Below are 18350 nucleotides of genomic sequence, written 5' to 3'. Positions count from 1 at the left end.
AATTAATAAAACAGGAAGTCAAGTTTTTACCAATGAAAAATTATAAATCCTTCAGCCTCTCCTTTGCCTGTATATCTCCTTTCAATGCAGCTTTTTGATACCAATACTTTGCTTTTTTTCTATCGATTACAGTCCCAATCCCATTTTCATAACAAAGTCCAAGATTAAATTCACCATAAGAATCGCCACGCTCTGCAGCCAGCTTATACCAGGATATCGCTTCTTCTCCATGTCCATTTTCTACAGCTTCATGCCCTAAGCGATTTGCAGCAAAAACGTCACCAGCCAGTGCAGATTTCTTAAACCAGTTGTATGCTTCTTCCTTATTTTCTATTGTTCCGACACCATTGCCATGCATATATTCAAGTGTATACATAGCCTCTGGTACCCCTTTATTAGCAGCCTGTGTAAAAAGCTCAAGTGCTTTCCTTTCATTCTTTTCTACATATTCCCCTCGCAAATACATATCCGCATAATTATTTAATGCATCAGCATGACCTAGTTCGGCAGCACGTTTATAGCAATTAAATGCTTTTTGCATACTCTGCTCCACTATCGTTCCATCATAATATATATTTCCAAGCCAATATAACGCATCAGCGTTTCCTACCTCAGCTGACAGTCGTAACCAATCAAATCCCCATTCTGCACGATGAACACTTTTATAGAAGAGGCCTAATTCAACTTGCGCCTTACTATTTCCATTTACTGCCTCCTGATAGAGAGATGCAGCTTCTGACATTTCATCCTTATCCATGAATATCTCAATTGCATCAGCGGAAGGATTAATATACGCTGATAAAATAGTACTTAGGTCACGAAGCATAATAAATTTGTAATCTTCCTGAAAGATTGAAACTTTGCTTAGTTGGGTATAAAGAATATATAAATCATCAGGAAGTGTACTTTTTGCAGCTGAGCATTCGGATAATAGAAGTGCAAGGTCTTGTAAAAAGTATTCACTGGATTGGATATTCTTAAGCAAATTTGCTGCCTTTGTAAAACCCTTTTTCTCCAATTCAATTACCAAATAATCAAATTTCAATTGCCATACATCCTTATGTAGCTTTTTTTAGAGTATCTCATAATTTAAGAACGGATGCACCTTTATCAATTTGAAATGAAATTTTTATCGGAATTACCAATTTTTAACTAATGTTAAAAACATCAATCGTTGCAATACTAGTTACTAGAGCGATTACATAAAGATGATTCGTTATTTTAATATATTTTGGAAGAGTTTCACTTCTTTAAAATCCCTTTACGTCCATTAAAAATTCCCTTAAAATGGTTTCATTAGCTTCATTAGAGTTTTCAGTTTATTTACGGAATTTAAACAACAGGAGGCAGATCATGAAATCAAACGATAAGGATGCTATTCTGAAAACCATTCCGCAAAAAGGTTTTTTTGGTCATCCAAAAGGTTTATCTACATTATTCTTTACTGAATTTTGGGAACGTTTCTCATACTATGGAATGCGAGCAATCTTACTGTTCTATATGTATTATGAAGTTTCTAAAGGCGGACTTGGTATTGATCAAACAACTGCGAACTCCATCATGGCGATTTATGGTTCGCTTGTATATATGTCTGGTATTATTGGTGGTTGGATTGCTGACCGTATATTGGGAACAGCAAGGACCGTTTTCTATGGTGGAGTACTCATTATGCTTGGTCATGTCATCCTGGCATTACCACTAGGAGCACCAGCCTTATTCGCTTCCATGGCGTTTATTATCATCGGAACAGGATTACTAAAACCTAATGTTGGTGGTATGGTGGGTGATCTGTACAGTAAAACAGATCCTCGTCGTGATTCTGGTTTCAGTATCTATTATATGGGTATAAATATGGGGGCTTTTATCTCTCCATATATTGTTGGAACACTTGGTGAGGAAGTAAACTTCCACTTAGGATTTGGTTTCGCAGCAGTTGGTATGTTTATTGGTTTAGTTGTGTATGTAATCACTCGAAAAAAATACCTAGGACTTGCTGGTTCCTATGTGCCAAACCCTCTAAAAAAAGAAGAAAAGGGCCGCATGGCAACCATTATTATCCTAGCGTTACTTGTTCTAGGAATAATTGGCTGGATAGGAGTTTCTGGTGGATGGCTAACGGTAGATCGTGTCATTTTCTTTATTAGTATTCTTGGGGTAATCATCCCAGCCGTTTATTTTATCTTTATGTTTCGTAGTCCTAAGACAACGAAAGATGAAAAGTCTCGTTTATTAGCGTATATCCCGCTATTCGTTGCAGCTATGATGTTCTGGGCTATCCAAGAGCAAGGCTCAACCATTCTAGCAACATATGCGAATGAGCGTACAAACTTGAATTTCATGGGAATAGAACTCCATGCTTCTTGGTTCCAATCACTTAATCCTTTGTTTATTATTATCTTTGCTCCAATTTTTGCGGGATTATGGACAAAACTTGGCGATAAACAACCAACAGTTTCACAGAAGTTTTCATTTGGATTAATCTTTGCTGGCTTATCCTTTATAGTGATGATGTTTCCTGCATACTTCAATGGAACAGAATCCTTAGTAAGTCCACTATGGTTAGTGCTTAGTTTCTTCTTGGTTGTTATGGGTGAATTGCTCTTATCACCAGTTGGTCTATCTGCATCAACAAAACTAGCACCAGCAGCATTTGCTGCACAGATGATGAGCTTATGGAACCTATCGAATTCATCTGCACAAGCAATCAATGCACAGGTGGTACGCTTTTATACAGCAGATACCGAAGTAATGTACTTTGGAGTTATAGGTGGTATTGCAATTGTATTGGGTATCATTTTATTTATGTTCTCTCCGAAATTGAAAGAGTTCATGAAAGGTATAAAATAAAAGTAAGAAGATATGCTGGCCTTAATACCCTCTCATGGTGTAAGGTCAGCTTTTTATGCCCTTTTAAGCTACTGCTTTTGCTCATCCAAAGTCTTAATAAAACTGGTCATAGACTGTGGCTATCTATACTTTAATTTAGGATGAAGAGTAGAGGAAAAAGAGTTAGCACAAGCTATTAGGGAAATAAATGTATAAAAAATGATGGATACATATGATAAAGTAAGTATATAGAGTTAGAAACGAACTAGGAGAGATAACATGGAACCTGTAACTCGCTTCCAAAAAGACTATCATATCGATTTAAGGGATGTTGATTTTAAAAAGGAATTAAAGTTAAGTACACTATTTGGTTTCTTTCAGGATGTAGCGAATCTTGCTTCTGATAATCTTGGGGTAGGGTTTGAGGCACTTGATAAAAATTATGGAGTGGCATTTGTCCTAATGCGAATTAGGGTAGAGGTGATTCGGATTCCTAAATTAGATGAAGAGATAGAAATAGAAACCTGGCCACTCGAGCCTGGAAAGCTTGAATTCGAACGTGATTTTATTGTTAAAGACAAAGATGGTAATATTATTGTTCGGGCAACGTCGGTTTGGGTACTAATGGATTTGAGAAAACGTAGATTAAAGCGAAGTGATTCGATTGATCTCGTCTATCCGGAAATAATAACCGAGAGAGCAATCGAAGGTTCTTTAGATAAACTAAGAGCTGGAGAAAACCTAGAAACTACCTATCATAAGACAATTGGATATAGTGATATAGACTTTAATGGTCATTTAAATAACTCAAGGTATGTGGATTATATCATGGATTGCTTTTCTGTTGAACAGCACCGTAACTATCGAATACATACAATAGAGGTAAACTATTTAAATGAGGCATTACCAGGTGATACGATAATCCTTAAAAAGGACTTATCCAATCTTAATGATAATACTGTAATTGTCGAAGGGATTCGAAGCGAAAATGAAAAAATGGTCTTTCGATCACAGGTGAAAATAATAAAAAAACAGGGATGAGAAGAGCTATTACTCATCCCTGTTTTTTTATTAGCAACACCGTGGGTAGTTGTCTATAGATAGGTTTATTTCTCCTTACACTAATAATCTAGCAGGAACCTAGCTCAATTAATAAGTGAGTGATAAATACAATTATGTATTTAGAATGCTATCTTTTTCCGCTAAGTTCCCGGATTCTCCTATATATTCTGAGGTTCCCTTTGCCATTCGAGATCGACATTGAAAAACCTTCTTAAGGAGAAGAGCTTACACCAGCACTTGTTTTGAAAATATATTTCAAGATATTTATTAATTTTGGAAATGGAATTTATAGTAATTTTCTATGTAAAACATAAATAGAACTGTTTAATCCACATGTAATGAGGGATTACTTCTAACTAACTGAAATTTTATTTCAAAAAAACAGATTGACTATCGGAATATAATTTAATATACTTAGGTTGTGATTTGAAAGGGTTTACAAATAAAGGTGCTTTTAAGCTACTAGATTACTAGAATTCAGATAGATAGAAAAAAATGGGTTCTGTAATCCAAAAACAAACTAGGTGAAAGCAGAAAGGGGAAAAACAATGAAAAAGAAATTAGGTTTCTTAGCCCTATTACTTGTTATTACGATGCTTGTTGTTTCAGCATGTGGAAGCAAGGATGAAGGTAAATCAAAGGATTCTAAGAATGCTTCAGGAGATGAACAAATCGAATTAGAATTCTGGACAATGCAGTTACAGCCAACGTTCACAGATTATATTAACGGTATTATTAAGGACTTTGAGGGAGAAAATCCAAATATTAAAATTAAATGGTTGGATGTTCCGGCAGCAGATTTAAGTAAGAAAATTCTATCTGCAGTTACAACGAACACAGCTCCAGATGTTGTAAACCTTAACCCAACATTTGCATCTCAGCTAGCTGAACTTGATGCACTAGTTAATATGGATGAAGCAGTATCTGATGAAGACAAGGCTTTATATGTAAAAGGTGCTTGGGAAGCAAACAATATCAATGGTACAACCTTTGCGATTCCTTGGTATCTATCAACTTCTGTAACATTAAATAATAAAGCAATATTCGAAGAAGCAGGATTAGACCCAGAAAAACCAGCAACTACTTATGAGGAAGCTGCTGAGTATGCAAAAATCATTAAAGAAAAAACTGGTAAGTATGGATATTTCCCATCAATGGATCTATCTTTAGTACTTCAACATATGGTAATGATGGGTGCAGATTTAACAAATGAAGATGGAACAAAAGCTGCATTCAATTCACCTGAAGGTCTATATGCATTTGAATATTTCACAAAACTATATCAAGATGGTTTAATTCCTAGAGAAGCTTTAACTGGAGACCAACGTTCTACAATTGATATGTATCAAGCAGGTCAAGTAGCGTTCTTTGACGGTTCTCAATTTATTGTACAAGTTAAAGAAAATGCTCCAGATCTATACGCAAACACAATTCCTTCACAAGCAATTACAGGTAAATCTGGTAAGAAAACAATGTCAGTACAAAACGTTGTAGTTCCAAAGCAAACAAAACATCAGGAAGCAGCAGTTAAATTTGCTTTATTCCTAACTAATGGAAAGAACCAATTAGAATTCTCGAAACTAACACCAATTCTACCATCTAACGTAGAAGCTCTAGCTGATCCATACTTCACAGAAGCTGGTGACGATGCAGAACCAACGGATTTAGTTCGAATTGTATCTGCATCACAATTAGATAGTGCTGAGCTATTAGTTCCTCCAATGAAAAACTATGATGAACTAAGACAAGCAATGTACGACGCTATTTCAGCTTCTATGCTTGGAGAAATGACTCCACAAGAGGCACTTGACCAAGCAGAACAAGAATGGAATGACATTTTAGCAAAATAATGAAGACGAGGGGGGATCACCCCTCTCTCTTATTATTAGGTTGTATTTTATAAGATGGTTTTAAAATGGAATTTTACTAGAAATAATAATAAACCTCAAATAGAGAATGGGGTGTGAAACCTTGAGAACGAATAAGCTAACACCATATTTATTTTTACTTCCCGGATGTATCATTCTTGGGGCTTTTATTTTTTATCCAATGTTGCAAGCGATCTGGATGAGTTTCACCGATTACAATATGGTTACCGATCCATCGTTTGTGAAATTAGATAACTATAAGGATCTTTTCCAGGATGATTTATTCTGGAAAACCTTAAAGAATACCTTAATTTACTTAATTGGTGTTGTACCTGCTCTTGTTGTATTACCGATATTTTTAGCAGTATTAGTAAACCAGAAATTAAAAGGGATTGGCTTTTTCCGAAGTGCCTATTATATTCCAGTTGTGACATCATTAGTTGTTGCAGGAATTGCATGGGACTGGGTATATAAAGAGAATGGACTTTTGAATTATGTTCTTGATTTGTTGAATATTATCTCTGAACCAATTCCGTGGTTAACTCAAACACAGACTGCATTATTTGCGGTCATGCTTGTAACCGTTTGGAAGGGTTTAGGTTATTATATGATCATTTATTTAGCAGGACTTCAATCAATTCCAGAATCCTTATATGAAGCTGCTGATATTGATGGCGCGAACTGGTGGCAAAAGATGACTCGTGTAACGATACCAATGCTTATGCCTTTTGTTTTAATTGTTACAATTATGTCATCAATTGCAGCAATGAAGGTGTTTGAAGAGATTTATATCATGACAGGTGGGGGACCACTTCATAGCTCGGAAACTTTAGTATTTTACATCTACACCCAAGCATTCGACCGCCTAAATATGGGTTATGCTAGTGCTGCTGGTGTTATTCTATTCTTATTAACTTTAGTATTCTCACTCATTAACTTAAAAGTAATGGGTAAGGACAACTCAGAATAAGGGGGATTCGAAATGGCTAAGCAAAAGAAATTATCTTCTAATCGACAAATAGTGAAAAAGATATCCTCATATATTCTATTAATCGCTATCACCTTATTTATGATTGGACCTTTCCTATGGTTACTTTCAACATCGTTAAAAGCTGGTAGTGAGAATATCTTTCAATATCCACCAAAGCTATTACCAGAACACCCTACATTATCAAATTTTTCAAAGGTAATGGAAGTATTCCCATTTTGGAGATATTTGTTCAATAGTGTTGTGGTATCTGTATTAACAGTTGTCTTAAACGTGCTTTTTTGTTCACTGGCGGCTTATCCGCTTGCTCGAATGAACTTTAAAGGAAAAAATATAATTTTTATACTAATTATCACGACGATGATGATACCTTTCCAATTATTAATGATTCCAGTTTATATTATTTCATTAAAGCTTGGACTACAAAATACGTATTTAGGGATGGTTCTACCACATGTCACGACCGCATTTGGTGTATTCTTAATGCGCCAGGCATTTATGACTGTACCGAAGTCGCTTGACGAGTCTGCGAGAATGGATGGGGCAAATAGTTTTCAAATATGGCTCCGGGTCTTAATGCCGCTTGTGAAACCAGCAATGGTAACACTAACCATCTTTACGTTTGTGTCAGCATGGGGAGATTTCCTATGGCCATTGATTATCGTCAATGAACAGGAAATGTTTACATTACCACTTGGTCTGAACATGCTTTCTGGAACGTTCACATCTGACTGGCGTTTAATTGCAGCTGGTGCGATTATTTCGATGATTCCTATTATCACGATATTCCTATTACTACAACGACACTTTATTGGTGGGGCAATGAGCGGTGCAGTAAAGGAATAGGCAGGAGGAATGACGATGAAGCTTGGCTTAGAGGTCTTTTTGGAGAAACATACAGAAGCATATGTTGGTAAGAAAATCGGAGTATTAACAAACCTAACAGGTGTAAATAAAAAACTAGAAGCAACCATTGACTTATTTCATCACCATCCTAATCTAACTCTTTCTGCATTATTTGGGCCTGAGCATGGACTAAGAGGGGAAGTGCAGGAAGGAAAGCTTATTGATTCGAGTGTTGATTCCTACACAGGAGTGCCAATTTATAGCTTATATAATAAAGATAAAAAGCCTAATCTCGAAATGCTTGAGAATGTTGATGTTGTATTTTGTGACCTGCAGGATATTGGTACACGTTATTATACGTTTATCTATACGTTAGCAAATATGATGCAAATGTGCGGTATCGCTGGAAAGAAAGTTGTCGTATTAGACCGACCTAATCCGATTAATGGTTTAACCGTTGAAGGCAATATCGTAGAAAGTAACTTTACTTCCTTTGTTGGGCAATTCCCGATACCAGTACGGCATGGGATGACAATAGGTGAATTAGCAACTCTTTTCCAGCATGAATTTTCCATTGATTGTGAACTAGAGGTAATTCCGATGGAGGGCTGGTCAAGAGAGATGTATTTTGACCAAACGGATTTATTCTGGGTTTCACCAACCCCAAATACAACAACGATGGATATGTGTGTCTTGTATCCAGGAACTTGCTTAGTTGAAGGAACTAATCTCTCAGAGGGAAGAGGTACCACAAAGCCTTTCGAAGTTATTGGAGCACCATTTATTGATGGACGAAAATTAGCAGACGAAATGAATGCTTTACAGCTTGAAGGAGTATTATTTCGGCCAACAGTCTTTAAACCTATGTACCAAAAGCATGAAGGAGTAGTGTGTGAAGGAGTTCAGCTCCATGTCTCAGATCGTGATAAGCTACGAGCTTTTGAGGTGGGTGTCTTATTATTGGAGACGATCTATCGTCTTTATCCAAATGACATTACATTTATACAATCCGGGGAAGAGGAACGGTACTTTTTAGATTTGTTAGCAGGAACTGACCAATTACGGAAGCAGATTACAAAAGGGAAAACAAACGCATTTTTAAATCAACTACCTCAAGCTATAAAACAGTTTGAAGAAAAACGAATAAAATATTTACTATACACAGCTAAAGATGATGCATGAGGGAGTGGATCGTGTGGCAGGAAAATTAGATACGATGACTGTGGAAGAGCTGCTAGCAGAAATGAATGCGACTGATCAAACAGTACCATCCGTTGTAGAGAAAGCTATTCCACAAATAAAGCCAGTAATCGAATCGTGTATAAGGGCAATCCAAAATGGTGGAAAAATAATTTATATGGGTGCAGGAACAAGTGGACGACTGGGAGTTCTAGATGCATCAGAATGTCCACCGACTTTTGGTGTGAGTCCAGATTTATTTACGGCACTAATTGCGGGAGGCGAGCGTGCAATTCGTCAAGCCGTTGAAAATGCAGAAGATGATGAAGAACAAGGTGCGAAGGAATTAGCGGAAATTGCAACAAGCAACGATGTACTTATTGGAATTGCAGCTAGTGGAAGAACACCTTATGTTATTGGTGGAATTAATAAAGCAAAGGAGTTAGGGATTCCTACAGCTGGAATTGTTTGTAGAGATAGCTCTCCAATTGCTGCTATTGTAGATAACCCAATTGAATTAATAGTGGGAGAAGAGTTCATCCTTGGCTCTACTAGATTAAAATCAGGTACAGCACAGAAGCTTGTGTTAAATATGATCTCGTCAATTACTATGATTAAACTTGGAAAGGTTTATGATAATTATATGGTTGATGTGCAGGCTTCCAATATTAAATTAAGAGAGCGGACAATACAAATCATTTGTGACATTGCAAAAGTGGATGAAGAATCAGCAAAAAATTCATTGCTAGCTTGTAATTATCGATTAAAAGCAGCTGTACTAGTTAGTAAATTTCACGTTTCTGCAATGGAAGCATTTGAAATTCTTAAGGATTATGACGATAATCTAAGAGAATCGATTGAATATTTAGAAACAAAAGATGCTGTTTAAGGTGATGATAGGATGAATTATGTTATTGGTATAGATGGTGGAGGTACCAAAACACAAGTCATGTTGGCTGATCAACATGGTAATATCTTGACCAATGAACAATATGGTTCGACAAATCCGAATACTGTTTCAAAGCAGTATTTACGGGAATTATTTCAGCAAATGTTTCAGGATATTCAAGAAAAAATTCCTAATAGTCTGGAACAGGTGAGCTCTGTTTTTGCGGGAATATCTGGTGCAGGTAGTGCCGATTCCGCCTTCTATTTAAGAGAATTAATAGAAGGCTCGTTTCCGAATGCTCCGATAGTTAGGGTTGAGCCAGATGCCCTTAATGCACTATATTCTGGAACCTTTGGTGGACCGGGAATTGTCCAAATATGTGGAACTGGCTCCATTACATATGGAATTAATCAACATCAGGTGCAGGATCGTGTCGGTGGATGGGGCTACCTTCTTGGTGATGAAGGTAGTGGATATGATGTGGGCAGAAAAGGAATAATGGCAGCACTCCAATATGAAGATGGGCGTGGACCAAAGACAATACTTCTAGATTTACTCCATGAACATTTTGGTGCCAAGACGGGAAGACAGCTTATTGACAAGGTTTATCAGTCTGAAAGTCCAAAGCTGACAATTTCTCCAGTCTCTCCGCTAGTATTTCAAGCGTTTGAGCAAGGGGATCAGGTGGCAGCAACTATTTTACATCAGGTCGCGGACGAGATTTATCATAGTCTGAAAACATTAGCTGATAGATTATTTTCAACAGAGGATTCGATTCCTATTATTCTATGTGGTGGTCTATTTCAAAATAGCTCGATTTTATCGGATCTATTAGTGGAAAAATGTCAACGGAATTTTTCTTTCTTGTTACCTGACGTACCACCTGTTGTTGGATCATTAGCAGGAGCTATTCAAGGTGAGCTAACAAGTGATGTTATTACAAGGTTAAAATACACATCGAAATAATATAGAAACATGATAGGAGGTGAAGTCAACATGGCAAATCTTAAAGGTGGATTGATTATTATGAAGGAAATGATTGACAGTCTGCCAAATTCTGAGCAAAAGATAGCTGCATTTATTTTACAGCATCCGGAAGATGCGATTCTACTAACTGCACAAGCACTTGGTAAAAAAAGTGGAACAAGTGGTGCAACTGTTATTCGTCTTTGTAAATCCCTAGGATTCAATGGTTTTCAGGAGCTGAAACTACGTGTTGCAGGTGACCTACAGGAACGAAATATGACGGATTATCGTGATATCGAGCCAAATGAAGATTATATGAAAATCATTGAAAAAGTAACAGCCAATACGATGCAAACGATAAATGAAACCGTTAAGATGATGAATATTGAACGGCTAAAAGAGGCTGTTCATACATTAATTCAAGCAGAGTCCATCATTTTTATTGGTTTTGGCGCATCATTTATTACAGCAAAGGATGCAGAGCAAAAGTTCCTCCGGATTAATAAGCATGTCCATGCTTTTTCAGATCTCCATATGGCTTCAACCGCTATCGCTAATAAAGGAACAAAAGATGTTGTTGTTGGTATATCATTCTCGGGGAATACGGTAGAAGTTGCAAAATTATTGGAGCTGTCGAAGAAGAGAGGAGTTAAAACAATAAGTATTACGAAATATGGTAACTCCTTATTGACAAGCTATGCAGATATTAATCTCTTTACATCAACAGCAAAAGAGGCTGTCATTCGAAGTGGTGCAACATCGTCACGGATAGCACAGCTACATTTAATTGATATATTATTTATGTGTGTAGCTTCAGAGGAGTATGAAAAAACGGTGGAACACCTTGATTCAACCCTGGAAGCAGTTACCTTTTTTAAAAATCAGATGGTCGCAAAGAAATAAATATTCAAAAGAAAACTACTTGATAACGAGTAGTTTTTTGCTTCTAATGCTATAAAGTTCTCACTTGTTTGGAATGTAAGTGTGATAAGATTATTGTCTAAAATAATGTGAGGATTTTATTTATCCTTGTGACAGGTTATAAAGAACTAATGGCTGAAGCGTCAAAAAGGATCAGTTTTATGGTAGTGACTCTCAATAGTTAGAGTTTTAATTATACAACCGATTGGCTGGTTTGAGTTCGGTACTGCACTGGACTTAAACCAGCCAATTTTCTTCTGCTACGTTCGTTATTGTAGCAGTAAATATAGTTTTCGACTCTTTGTTTAGGTTACATTGTGATTTGTATTAAAAAATAACATGATTGGCACTAGGGAAGCCCAGTTTATATGAGGCTGGGACAAAAGAATTTATTTGAAAATAAAAATCGAACAATTCATATAGTTACAGCGTAAACCCGCTTCGGAAATATACTTCGCGTTCCGCGGGCGGCTGGTGAGCCTCCTCGTGCTACGCACTCCGGGGTCTCACCGTAGCCTCTCCTCCCGCAGGAGTCTACGTATATTTCCGAAGCTAATTTGGCCATTGTTCGTTTTTAGAATAAATCTCTTTGTTATGTGCCAGCCTCTATAAATCCGGCTTTTCTACCTTAATCAAAAGATTTTAGGTATTCGGGTTAGTATGTGGAAAGCATGCTTTAACTATCAACTTAAATCCTTTATTTAATATGTGTACTTTTTAAGCTTTCGTATTGATTCCGTCAGTTAGCAATTTTATATTTTATTACTTTTAAAATCACATTTAAAATTGCTCTTCGGATTTATGGTAGGATCCTACTTCCTTTCATTGTCGGTTCATTCCACAGGGTTTATATTAGAAAACAAGTGTTTAACTAATATATCATTGGTTGCAAAGTTCATTTAAGTGGTGAGTAATAATTTGTTCTGTTTTTTCAATTGTGAATATATCCGGTCTTAATAGAGCATGTATGGATAAACCTTCAATGACTGCCGAAAGCCTTAATTTTTCTATTTCAATATTTATGTCTTTTCTTATATAGCCTGCTTTAATCAATATTTCAAGCAGTGCTTCCATTAAAATATATTCTCCTTCAGTTAGTTCATCTTTTTTTGTGTTCAAAGCTACACTTGTAAGTGAGCGAATGGCGAAAACTAGCCAAACGCTAGTTTCAGTTTGTTTATCCTGATCCACAGGAACCAATTCTAACAACGTTTCCTGTACCGCAATAAGAGGATTTTTTGACCATGATTTATTCTCCGACCGTTCTTTCCCACGAGCAAGAAAATAATCCATGATAAATAATAGTAATTCATCTTGATTTGAGAAATAATGTCTTAGTGCTCCGGTAGACATTCCAGCTTCAGATGCAATTCTTCGGATAGATACTTTTTCAATGCCTTCTGTTTCTATGATTTTCCAAGCTGTTTCAACGATAATTTTCCTTTTGTGATTATGATCAACTTTTTTAGGCACTCAAATCACCTCTTGTTTTTATTTCACACACTGTGTTATTATTTATTTTAACACAGTGTGTGAAATAAATAAGGGGGGATGTTTAGGTGCTTGAAATCATTGAAACATTAATTCCTACCAACATAGATTTCACAACAGCACTTCTCATTATTGTGCTCTGTGCTTTCATTGATATCTTAAGTCCCGGTGTTTTGGCAATTACAGCTTATATCCTTCTAGTACAAAAAGAAAAATTGACATCGCGTTTATTCGTTTTTTTATTATCGCTACAATTTTGCTATTTTACGATGGGGATTTTAGTTTACCTAGGAGTTGGACCAATTCTTGGTTTTATAGAAAGTATGACCAAGAATCAAATTTCAAGTTGGTTTAATACGATATTTGGTGCCGCACTTGTACTGATTAGCTTTTATAAGCCTAAAAAAGGAATGGAATCAAGATTTATGGAATGGTTACCAAATCAAGTATCTTTAAGGGCGATGATTATACTTGGTATCATTGTGTTTACGATCGAGTTTGCTACTGCTTTACCGTATTTTTACTCAATTTTATTAATGGATGGTTTAGCGTTTAATACCGCGATGTCTGTTAGTATTTTATTTGGTTATAACGTAATTATGGTACTTCCTTCAATCTTACTATTGATCATTTATATACTATTTAGAAGCTGGATACAGAGCAAGCTCGAAAGACTAAGAAAAAAATTAGTAAAAGCTCCATTGTCTTCTGTATTAGTGGCAGTGGCAGTTATTGGGGCGATTTTATTCAATATTGGAATTAGGGGGATTTTGTAATGATTTCAGGAGTTAATTTTTTGAAAGGGGATATAGTGTTATGAAAGAGATTGTAAGCGGTGCAAGTATACTTTTATTTATTCAAGGAGTTGGAGGTATCATAAACCGATTAACAAATGGAGGGCCAAGCTGGTTTCTGGTAAATTACATTGACGCTTTGCAAGGATATGAAATCATTGCCAGTATAGTTTTAGTTATACTGGGAGCAATTATTGGTGTAGGTTCTCTCAAAATAAAAGATAGAGATGACTAACCTATTATCTCTTCAAGATTTTAGTGACTTCATTCAAAAAAATTTTTTAAATCGGAATATAACTTTACAGTTATATTCCGATTGTGTTATATTCGATAATATGAATATGTCAAACATCGGGAAGGGGATGCGATGAAAATAGACATTGAATTAATGAGGTGAACAACATTGATGGGTAAACTGAAAAGCATAGATATATCTATGCTGAGCGCATTGGCTGAACCTAAACGGATGGCAATCGTTGAGTTGCTTCGCGATGGACCCCTAACGGTGGGAGAAATCGCTAAACGGCTGGAACTGAGCCAGCCACATGCTTCAAAGCATTTAAAGGTGCTAAGTGATAATGGAATTGTAGAAGTAAAGCCAGAAGCTAATCGTCGATATTACAAGCTACGACTAGAGCCTTTCCAAGTAATAGAATATTGGGCAACTTCCTTTCAAACACATCTGGAAAAGAGGCTCGACAACCTGGACGACTATGTACAAAAATTGAAAAACGATCGAAAAAGGGATGAGTGAAAAAATAAGGAGGAAAAATTATGTCAAATAACAAGATGGTTTCAAGAGTAGAGAATGAAAGGTTTCTAGTTTTAGAGCGCGTTTATGATATGCCGCGTAATCAACTATTTCAATTATTTAAAGAACCAGAGCATTTAAAGCGCTGGTGGAGTACGGACGGTTGGGAACTACCAGTTTGTAACATGGACTTTCGTCCAGGGGGTGTATGGCACTATTGCATGAAATGTGTTGATAAGAGTCAAGAAGAATATGGAATGGAATCTTGGAACAAAACCATTTATAAAGAAATTATTGAACCAGAAAAGATTGTCTATAACGATTATTTTTCAGACGCAGAAGGTAATATCAATGAGTCTATGCCATCTCCAGAGGTCACGATGGAATTCATCGATTTAGGCAGTCAAACGAAATTGGTCAGCCGTTCTGAATTTGATTCAGCAGATTCTCTTCAAGCTGTTTTGAACATGGGATTGCTAGAGGGTATCAAACAAACGTGGGATAGTTTAGATGCACTGGTTGGGAGCTTAAAGTAACGTAGGGGACAAGACTTTGATAATTTAATATGAGTTTAACATGATGAAAAATATTCACAATGGGGATTGACCAAATTAGTTAGTCGCCTTTTAATACATCTTGAAGGGATCGCAAATAAATAGAAGAAGTTACGGAAAAAGGAAATAGCTTTAGATACTAGATTGAATAAGCTCGAGAATAAAGAGAAAACAAAAGAACTCCCTCCACTTAAAATGGATTTATTGATTTCAGAAACGTTTAAAAATCGAGTTATACCGTGTTGAAGATGTTTCTGGTGTAAAACGGGTATTATGAAAGGCAGTCAGTTTTAATGTCAGGGGTGGTGATAAGCTGGCAATTATCGGCTCTAACGGTGCAGGTAAGACCACCCTCATTTAAAAAACCATTCAGAATAAGTCAGGCTTAATTAGGTTTTGGTATTCTTTTTCTAATTTCTCTGTGGGGTTAATACCCAATCTACTGAGAACTTCTGTGATTCTTGTTTCAAGTAAGAGCTTTTTATCCTCTTTTATATCTAGGGGAAGGGCAAGGGTACTGCACCTCAAAAGTTAGATTGGTTACTCTAACTTTTGAGGTGCAGTACCGATTGACCCTATTTTTACTTTTCCAATTTAATATTGCTTCTCTAACTCAATTCCTGTATAGAAATGCTTTAGTATCTCCTCATAAGTATAACCGTATACTGCCATCCCCATTGCGCCAACTTGAGACATTCCGACACCATGCCCCCAGCCACCGCCTTCAGCCTTGAATCCGGTTACAGAGTTAGTTTCCTCATCGAGGATTGGCTCGATATGGAATAATGTGCTACGTAATACGCTCATGTCACCATTTTCGTTCATATATTTTAGTGCCCAACGGATGCGATCTTTATATTCATAGAAGTTGCCTTTATCAGTAACGAATTCAATTTCTAGAACCCTACCATTGGAGCGATTCAACACATTAATTTCATAGACCTCATTGATATTCGTACTGAAATAGTCGTTCACGACTAACTTCATCTCTTCACTTGTCCATTCATGACTCCAGCGGTAATATTTTGACCAATCCTTTTCAAATTCAATACCCCTTTTAATTCGATTTGCGTTCTGTGATTGATCTTTTTCATTTATGGTTACTCGCTCGGAGACAGGTACAGATCGTAAATAAGGGATTGGTTCAGAGGACCAGACATCCTCATTGTTAGCAGTGATACCCCCGCTAGTTGAATGATAAACCGCGTTGATTAATTCTCCGTTATATGTTGCAACAATGCCTTCTGTTTCTTGTACAGCTTGAGTAGAAAGAGATTGCTCTACATCATATCCACCATATACTTGATCAGCTGTAGTTGGAAGTAAATCATATCCATCAACACTACGCTTACCTAGTCCAGATATGGCATATGTCCTAGCAGCTACTGCCTGTGACTTCTGTGCTTCAAGCTCATTGTAGGGTGATGGTGATAATTCAAGAGGAACTACACCATATAAATATTCTTCTAACGGTAGCTCATTTATACCAGCCAATGTACCACTACTGTTAAAACCAACTTCACCTATACCACGATATTGCTTTCCATTCATCGTAATGAATCCATTTTCTGACTTTATTTGTACAGCTCCTTGGACAATTTCCTCCATGTCGTCAGCTCTAACTAGTATCGTTTCTTCCCCACTTGATGTAGTAATTAGTCTCCAAAAGGAATCACTGCTAGCAAGCCCTTTACTGATAACTTCTTGACGAAACGCTTCTCGTTCTCCCCATCCCGCGTTTTCAGGGAATTTTCCTATTAGCATGCGCCAGCCACCATTATAATCCTCAATAAAGGTTTCATAGCCAGCTGTTTCGGCCCTTCTTACCCAATCCAACATATTAGCTTCATCCGTGGTCCAGCCAGTCTGAAGTCGATAATTCGTCTCAATTATTGCCGAAGAGGACAGTTCTACTGTTACGGTACTATTTACACCAGTGTAAATAATCGCACCAGTATCTTTGTTCCTGATAGTAAAATCTTGCTTGCCGCCAATAATAATTGATTCAGCGGATGGTACAACACCAATTCGAATCATTTGAATCTGGGTGTCTGCGAAGCTAGTAATAGAGTTTCCAAGAAAGGTTAATAAGACAATCAAGCCACAGCCTAGAAGTCTACCAAGCTTTTTAATCACAACTTCACCTCCGATTTTTAAGCACTTACATTTACTATTCAACACGGACAAGAGGATTCCTCTTTCTTTCCTATGAGGAAAAAGAACTTTTTTTCATAGTTTTGTAGGCTTAAAGTATGAATCTGCCAATAATTTACTGAAATTAAAATACATTTTTTTGTTAAAAAATATGAATTTGTATTTCAAAATGTTCGTTTTCATGTATAATAGTAGTGATTTTATAATTCTGAAAAGTAGTCATAGCAATATGTATAGTACAAAGATATATTTTTTCGTCTTTTAAAGGGTAATGTAAGCGTTATCAAATTTGAATTAGTCTAAAAAATTCTTTAAAAGAGGTGTTGTGATGAGTGATAAGTATCATGTCATGATAGTTGGAGCACACTGTGGTGATGCTGAAATTCAAGCAGGGGCTATTGCGTACAAATATGCCAAAGCAGGTCATAAGGTTACTTTTTTACATTTAACTGCAGGAGAAAAAGGAAATCCTCCACATCTTTCAGTAGAAGCATATCGTGAACAAAAAATAAGAGAAGCAGAGAAGGCAGCCGTAATACTTGGTGGGAAGTGTATTACTTTAGACTATAAAGATGCCGAATTGAAAGAAGATGATGAGACGATTACAGAAGTTGCTAAGCTTTTCCGTAAAGAGAAGCCTAATGTCGTCATTACACATTGGGAAAACAGTATGCATCCAGACCATGCACTTTGTCCAAGAATAGTACAGTCTGCCTGGCTAAAAGCAGCACTTCCTGGTTTTAATATAGAGGGACTAGAACCTCATTCGATTACGAGAATGTTCCATAGTGAAAACTGGGAGGATATGGAAGGGTATGTGCCAGATGTTTATGTTGATGTCACAGAGGAGTTTGATACATACTTAGAGGCATTATCCCAATATTGGTTTATTATGAATTCTAGTTCCTTTCGTTACTATGACTATTATAAGGCATTAGGAACAATGAGAGGTTGCCTAGCGAGAACCACCTATGCACAAACATTAAAATTCCCGACTGGTGCAAACACAAGAAAAGGGAAATCAATCCCAGGCTTTGAAATTTTGACAACAATGGAGTGAT

The 18350-nt window shown here is 36.6% G+C and carries 17 protein-coding genes and 2 pseudogenes; 15 read left to right on the top strand and 4 right to left on the bottom strand.

Going from position 1 to position 18350, the window contains the following annotated elements; translation table 11 throughout:
• Positions 1 to 40 precede the first annotated feature (40 nt).
• On the bottom strand, positions 41 to 1045 hold the full coding sequence (locus KI338_RS05665) for a tetratricopeptide repeat protein (RefSeq protein ID WP_212919965.1): 1005 nt from the start codon (positions 1043 to 1045) through the stop codon (positions 41 to 43).
• A gap of 308 nt (positions 1046 to 1353) precedes the next feature.
• Between KI338_RS05665 and KI338_RS05660 the strand changes: the two genes are divergently transcribed.
• The 9 genes from KI338_RS05660 (at position 1354) to KI338_RS05620 (ending at position 11527) form a co-directional block, all read left to right on the top strand.
• Positions 1354 to 2847, top strand: a complete 1494-nt coding sequence (locus KI338_RS05660; RefSeq protein WP_212919964.1) for a peptide MFS transporter — start codon at positions 1354 to 1356, stop codon at positions 2845 to 2847.
• Between the two features lie 258 nt (positions 2848 to 3105).
• Positions 3106 to 3867 carry an acyl-[acyl-carrier-protein] thioesterase gene (locus tag KI338_RS05655; RefSeq protein WP_212919963.1) on the top strand — a complete coding sequence of 254 codons (762 nt, stop codon included), beginning with the start codon at positions 3106 to 3108 and terminating at the stop codon, positions 3865 to 3867.
• A gap of 569 nt (positions 3868 to 4436) precedes the next feature.
• Positions 4437 to 5738 carry an ABC transporter substrate-binding protein gene (locus KI338_RS05650; RefSeq protein WP_212919962.1) on the top strand — a complete coding sequence of 434 codons (1302 nt, stop codon included), beginning with the start codon at positions 4437 to 4439 and terminating at the stop codon, positions 5736 to 5738.
• A 121-nt stretch (positions 5739 to 5859) separates the two neighbouring features.
• Entirely contained in the window at positions 5860 to 6726 is an 867-nt protein-coding gene (locus KI338_RS05645; protein WP_212919961.1) for a carbohydrate ABC transporter permease, read from the top strand.
• Between the two features lie 12 nt (positions 6727 to 6738).
• A complete protein-coding gene (locus KI338_RS05640; protein ID WP_212919960.1) occupies positions 6739 to 7590 on the top strand; it encodes a carbohydrate ABC transporter permease in 852 nt (283 codons plus the stop codon).
• A gap of 15 nt (positions 7591 to 7605) precedes the next feature.
• Positions 7606 to 8772 carry an exo-beta-N-acetylmuramidase NamZ family protein gene (locus KI338_RS05635; protein WP_212919959.1) on the top strand — a complete coding sequence of 389 codons (1167 nt, stop codon included), beginning with the start codon at positions 7606 to 7608 and terminating at the stop codon, positions 8770 to 8772.
• A complete protein-coding gene (gene murQ / locus KI338_RS05630) occupies positions 8762 to 9658 on the top strand; it encodes an N-acetylmuramic acid 6-phosphate etherase (RefSeq protein ID WP_306345297.1) in 897 nt (298 codons plus the stop codon). The genes KI338_RS05635 and murQ overlap by 11 nt, the downstream gene beginning before the upstream one ends.
• 12 nt (positions 9659 to 9670) lie before the next feature.
• Positions 9671 to 10624: an N-acetylglucosamine kinase gene (locus tag KI338_RS05625; protein ID WP_212919958.1), complete on the top strand. Its 954-nt coding sequence runs from the start codon at positions 9671 to 9673 to the stop codon at positions 10622 to 10624.
• A 30-nt stretch (positions 10625 to 10654) separates the two neighbouring features.
• Positions 10655 to 11527 carry a MurR/RpiR family transcriptional regulator gene (locus KI338_RS05620; protein ID WP_212919957.1) on the top strand — a complete coding sequence of 291 codons (873 nt, stop codon included), beginning with the start codon at positions 10655 to 10657 and terminating at the stop codon, positions 11525 to 11527.
• A gap of 211 nt (positions 11528 to 11738) precedes the next feature.
• On the opposite strand, the pseudogene KI338_RS05615 reads toward KI338_RS05620, so the two are convergent.
• Positions 11739 to 11852, bottom strand: a pseudogene (locus KI338_RS05615) (IS3 family transposase); the annotation flags it as partial.
• Positions 11853 to 12424: 572 nt separating this feature from the next.
• On the bottom strand, positions 12425 to 13018 hold the full coding sequence (locus tag KI338_RS05610; protein WP_212919956.1) for a TetR/AcrR family transcriptional regulator: 594 nt from the start codon (positions 13016 to 13018) through the stop codon (positions 12425 to 12427).
• Positions 13019 to 13104: 86 nt separating this feature from the next.
• Between KI338_RS05610 and KI338_RS05605 the strand changes: the two genes are divergently transcribed.
• The 5 genes and pseudogenes from KI338_RS05605 to KI338_RS05585 form a co-directional block, all read left to right on the top strand.
• Entirely contained in the window at positions 13105 to 13812 is a 708-nt protein-coding gene (locus KI338_RS05605) for a GAP family protein (RefSeq protein ID WP_212919955.1), read from the top strand.
• Positions 13813 to 13852: 40 nt separating this feature from the next.
• Positions 13853 to 14065 carry a hypothetical protein gene (locus tag KI338_RS05600; protein ID WP_212919954.1) on the top strand — a complete coding sequence of 71 codons (213 nt, stop codon included), beginning with the start codon at positions 13853 to 13855 and terminating at the stop codon, positions 14063 to 14065.
• Between the two features lie 168 nt (positions 14066 to 14233).
• Positions 14234 to 14584, top strand: coding sequence for an ArsR/SmtB family transcription factor (locus KI338_RS05595; protein WP_212919953.1), 351 nt, complete (start codon positions 14234 to 14236; stop codon positions 14582 to 14584).
• Between the two features lie 20 nt (positions 14585 to 14604).
• Positions 14605 to 15117: an SRPBCC domain-containing protein gene (locus KI338_RS05590; protein ID WP_212919952.1), complete on the top strand. Its 513-nt coding sequence runs from the start codon at positions 14605 to 14607 to the stop codon at positions 15115 to 15117.
• A 123-nt stretch (positions 15118 to 15240) separates the two neighbouring features.
• A pseudogene (locus KI338_RS05585) lies at positions 15241 to 15493 on the top strand (ATP-binding cassette domain-containing protein); the annotation flags it as partial.
• 236 nt (positions 15494 to 15729) lie between these two features.
• On the opposite strand, the gene KI338_RS05580 reads toward KI338_RS05585, so the two are convergent.
• Positions 15730 to 17271 (bottom strand): SpoIID/LytB domain-containing protein, encoded by a 1542-nt coding sequence (locus KI338_RS05580; RefSeq protein ID WP_212919951.1) that lies wholly within the window; start codon positions 17269 to 17271, stop codon positions 15730 to 15732.
• 346 nt (positions 17272 to 17617) lie between these two features.
• Between KI338_RS05580 and KI338_RS05575 the strand changes: the two genes are divergently transcribed.
• On the top strand, positions 17618 to 18349 hold the full coding sequence (locus tag KI338_RS05575) for a PIG-L deacetylase family protein (protein WP_212919950.1): 732 nt from the start codon (positions 17618 to 17620) through the stop codon (positions 18347 to 18349).
• Position 18350: the final 1 nt, after the last annotated feature.

It is taken from the genome of Ornithinibacillus bavariensis (assembly GCF_018333235.1).
GTDB classification, from domain to species: Bacteria; Bacillota; Bacilli; order Bacillales; family Amphibacillaceae; genus Ornithinibacillus; species Ornithinibacillus bavariensis.
Note: the sequence above shows the minus strand (reverse complement) of the source record. Positions and strands in the feature narration are given on the sequence as shown.

What these genes read in the sequence shown, in the direction of transcription:
- KI338_RS05635 (WP_212919959.1), top strand. Translation starts at nt 7,606, where the DNA reads ATGAAGCTTGGCTTAGAGGTCTTTTTGGAGAAACATACAGAAGCATAT.
- murQ (WP_306345297.1), top strand. Translation starts at nt 8,762, where the DNA reads ATGATGCATGAGGGAGTGGATCGTGTGGCAGGAAAATTAGATACGATG.
- KI338_RS05600 (WP_212919954.1), top strand. Translation starts at nt 13,853, where the DNA reads ATGAAAGAGATTGTAAGCGGTGCAAGTATACTTTTATTTATTCAAGGA.
- KI338_RS05650 (WP_212919962.1), top strand. Translation starts at nt 4,437, where the DNA reads ATGAAAAAGAAATTAGGTTTCTTAGCCCTATTACTTGTTATTACGATG.
- KI338_RS05590 (WP_212919952.1), top strand. Translation starts at nt 14,605, where the DNA reads ATGTCAAATAACAAGATGGTTTCAAGAGTAGAGAATGAAAGGTTTCTA.
- KI338_RS05620 (WP_212919957.1), top strand. Translation starts at nt 10,655, where the DNA reads ATGGCAAATCTTAAAGGTGGATTGATTATTATGAAGGAAATGATTGAC.
- KI338_RS05625 (WP_212919958.1), top strand. Translation starts at nt 9,671, where the DNA reads ATGAATTATGTTATTGGTATAGATGGTGGAGGTACCAAAACACAAGTC.
- KI338_RS05575 (WP_212919950.1), top strand. Translation starts at nt 17,618, where the DNA reads ATGAGTGATAAGTATCATGTCATGATAGTTGGAGCACACTGTGGTGAT.
- KI338_RS05655 (WP_212919963.1), top strand. Translation starts at nt 3,106, where the DNA reads ATGGAACCTGTAACTCGCTTCCAAAAAGACTATCATATCGATTTAAGG.
- KI338_RS05660 (WP_212919964.1), top strand. Translation starts at nt 1,354, where the DNA reads ATGAAATCAAACGATAAGGATGCTATTCTGAAAACCATTCCGCAAAAA.
- KI338_RS05640 (WP_212919960.1), top strand. Translation starts at nt 6,739, where the DNA reads ATGGCTAAGCAAAAGAAATTATCTTCTAATCGACAAATAGTGAAAAAG.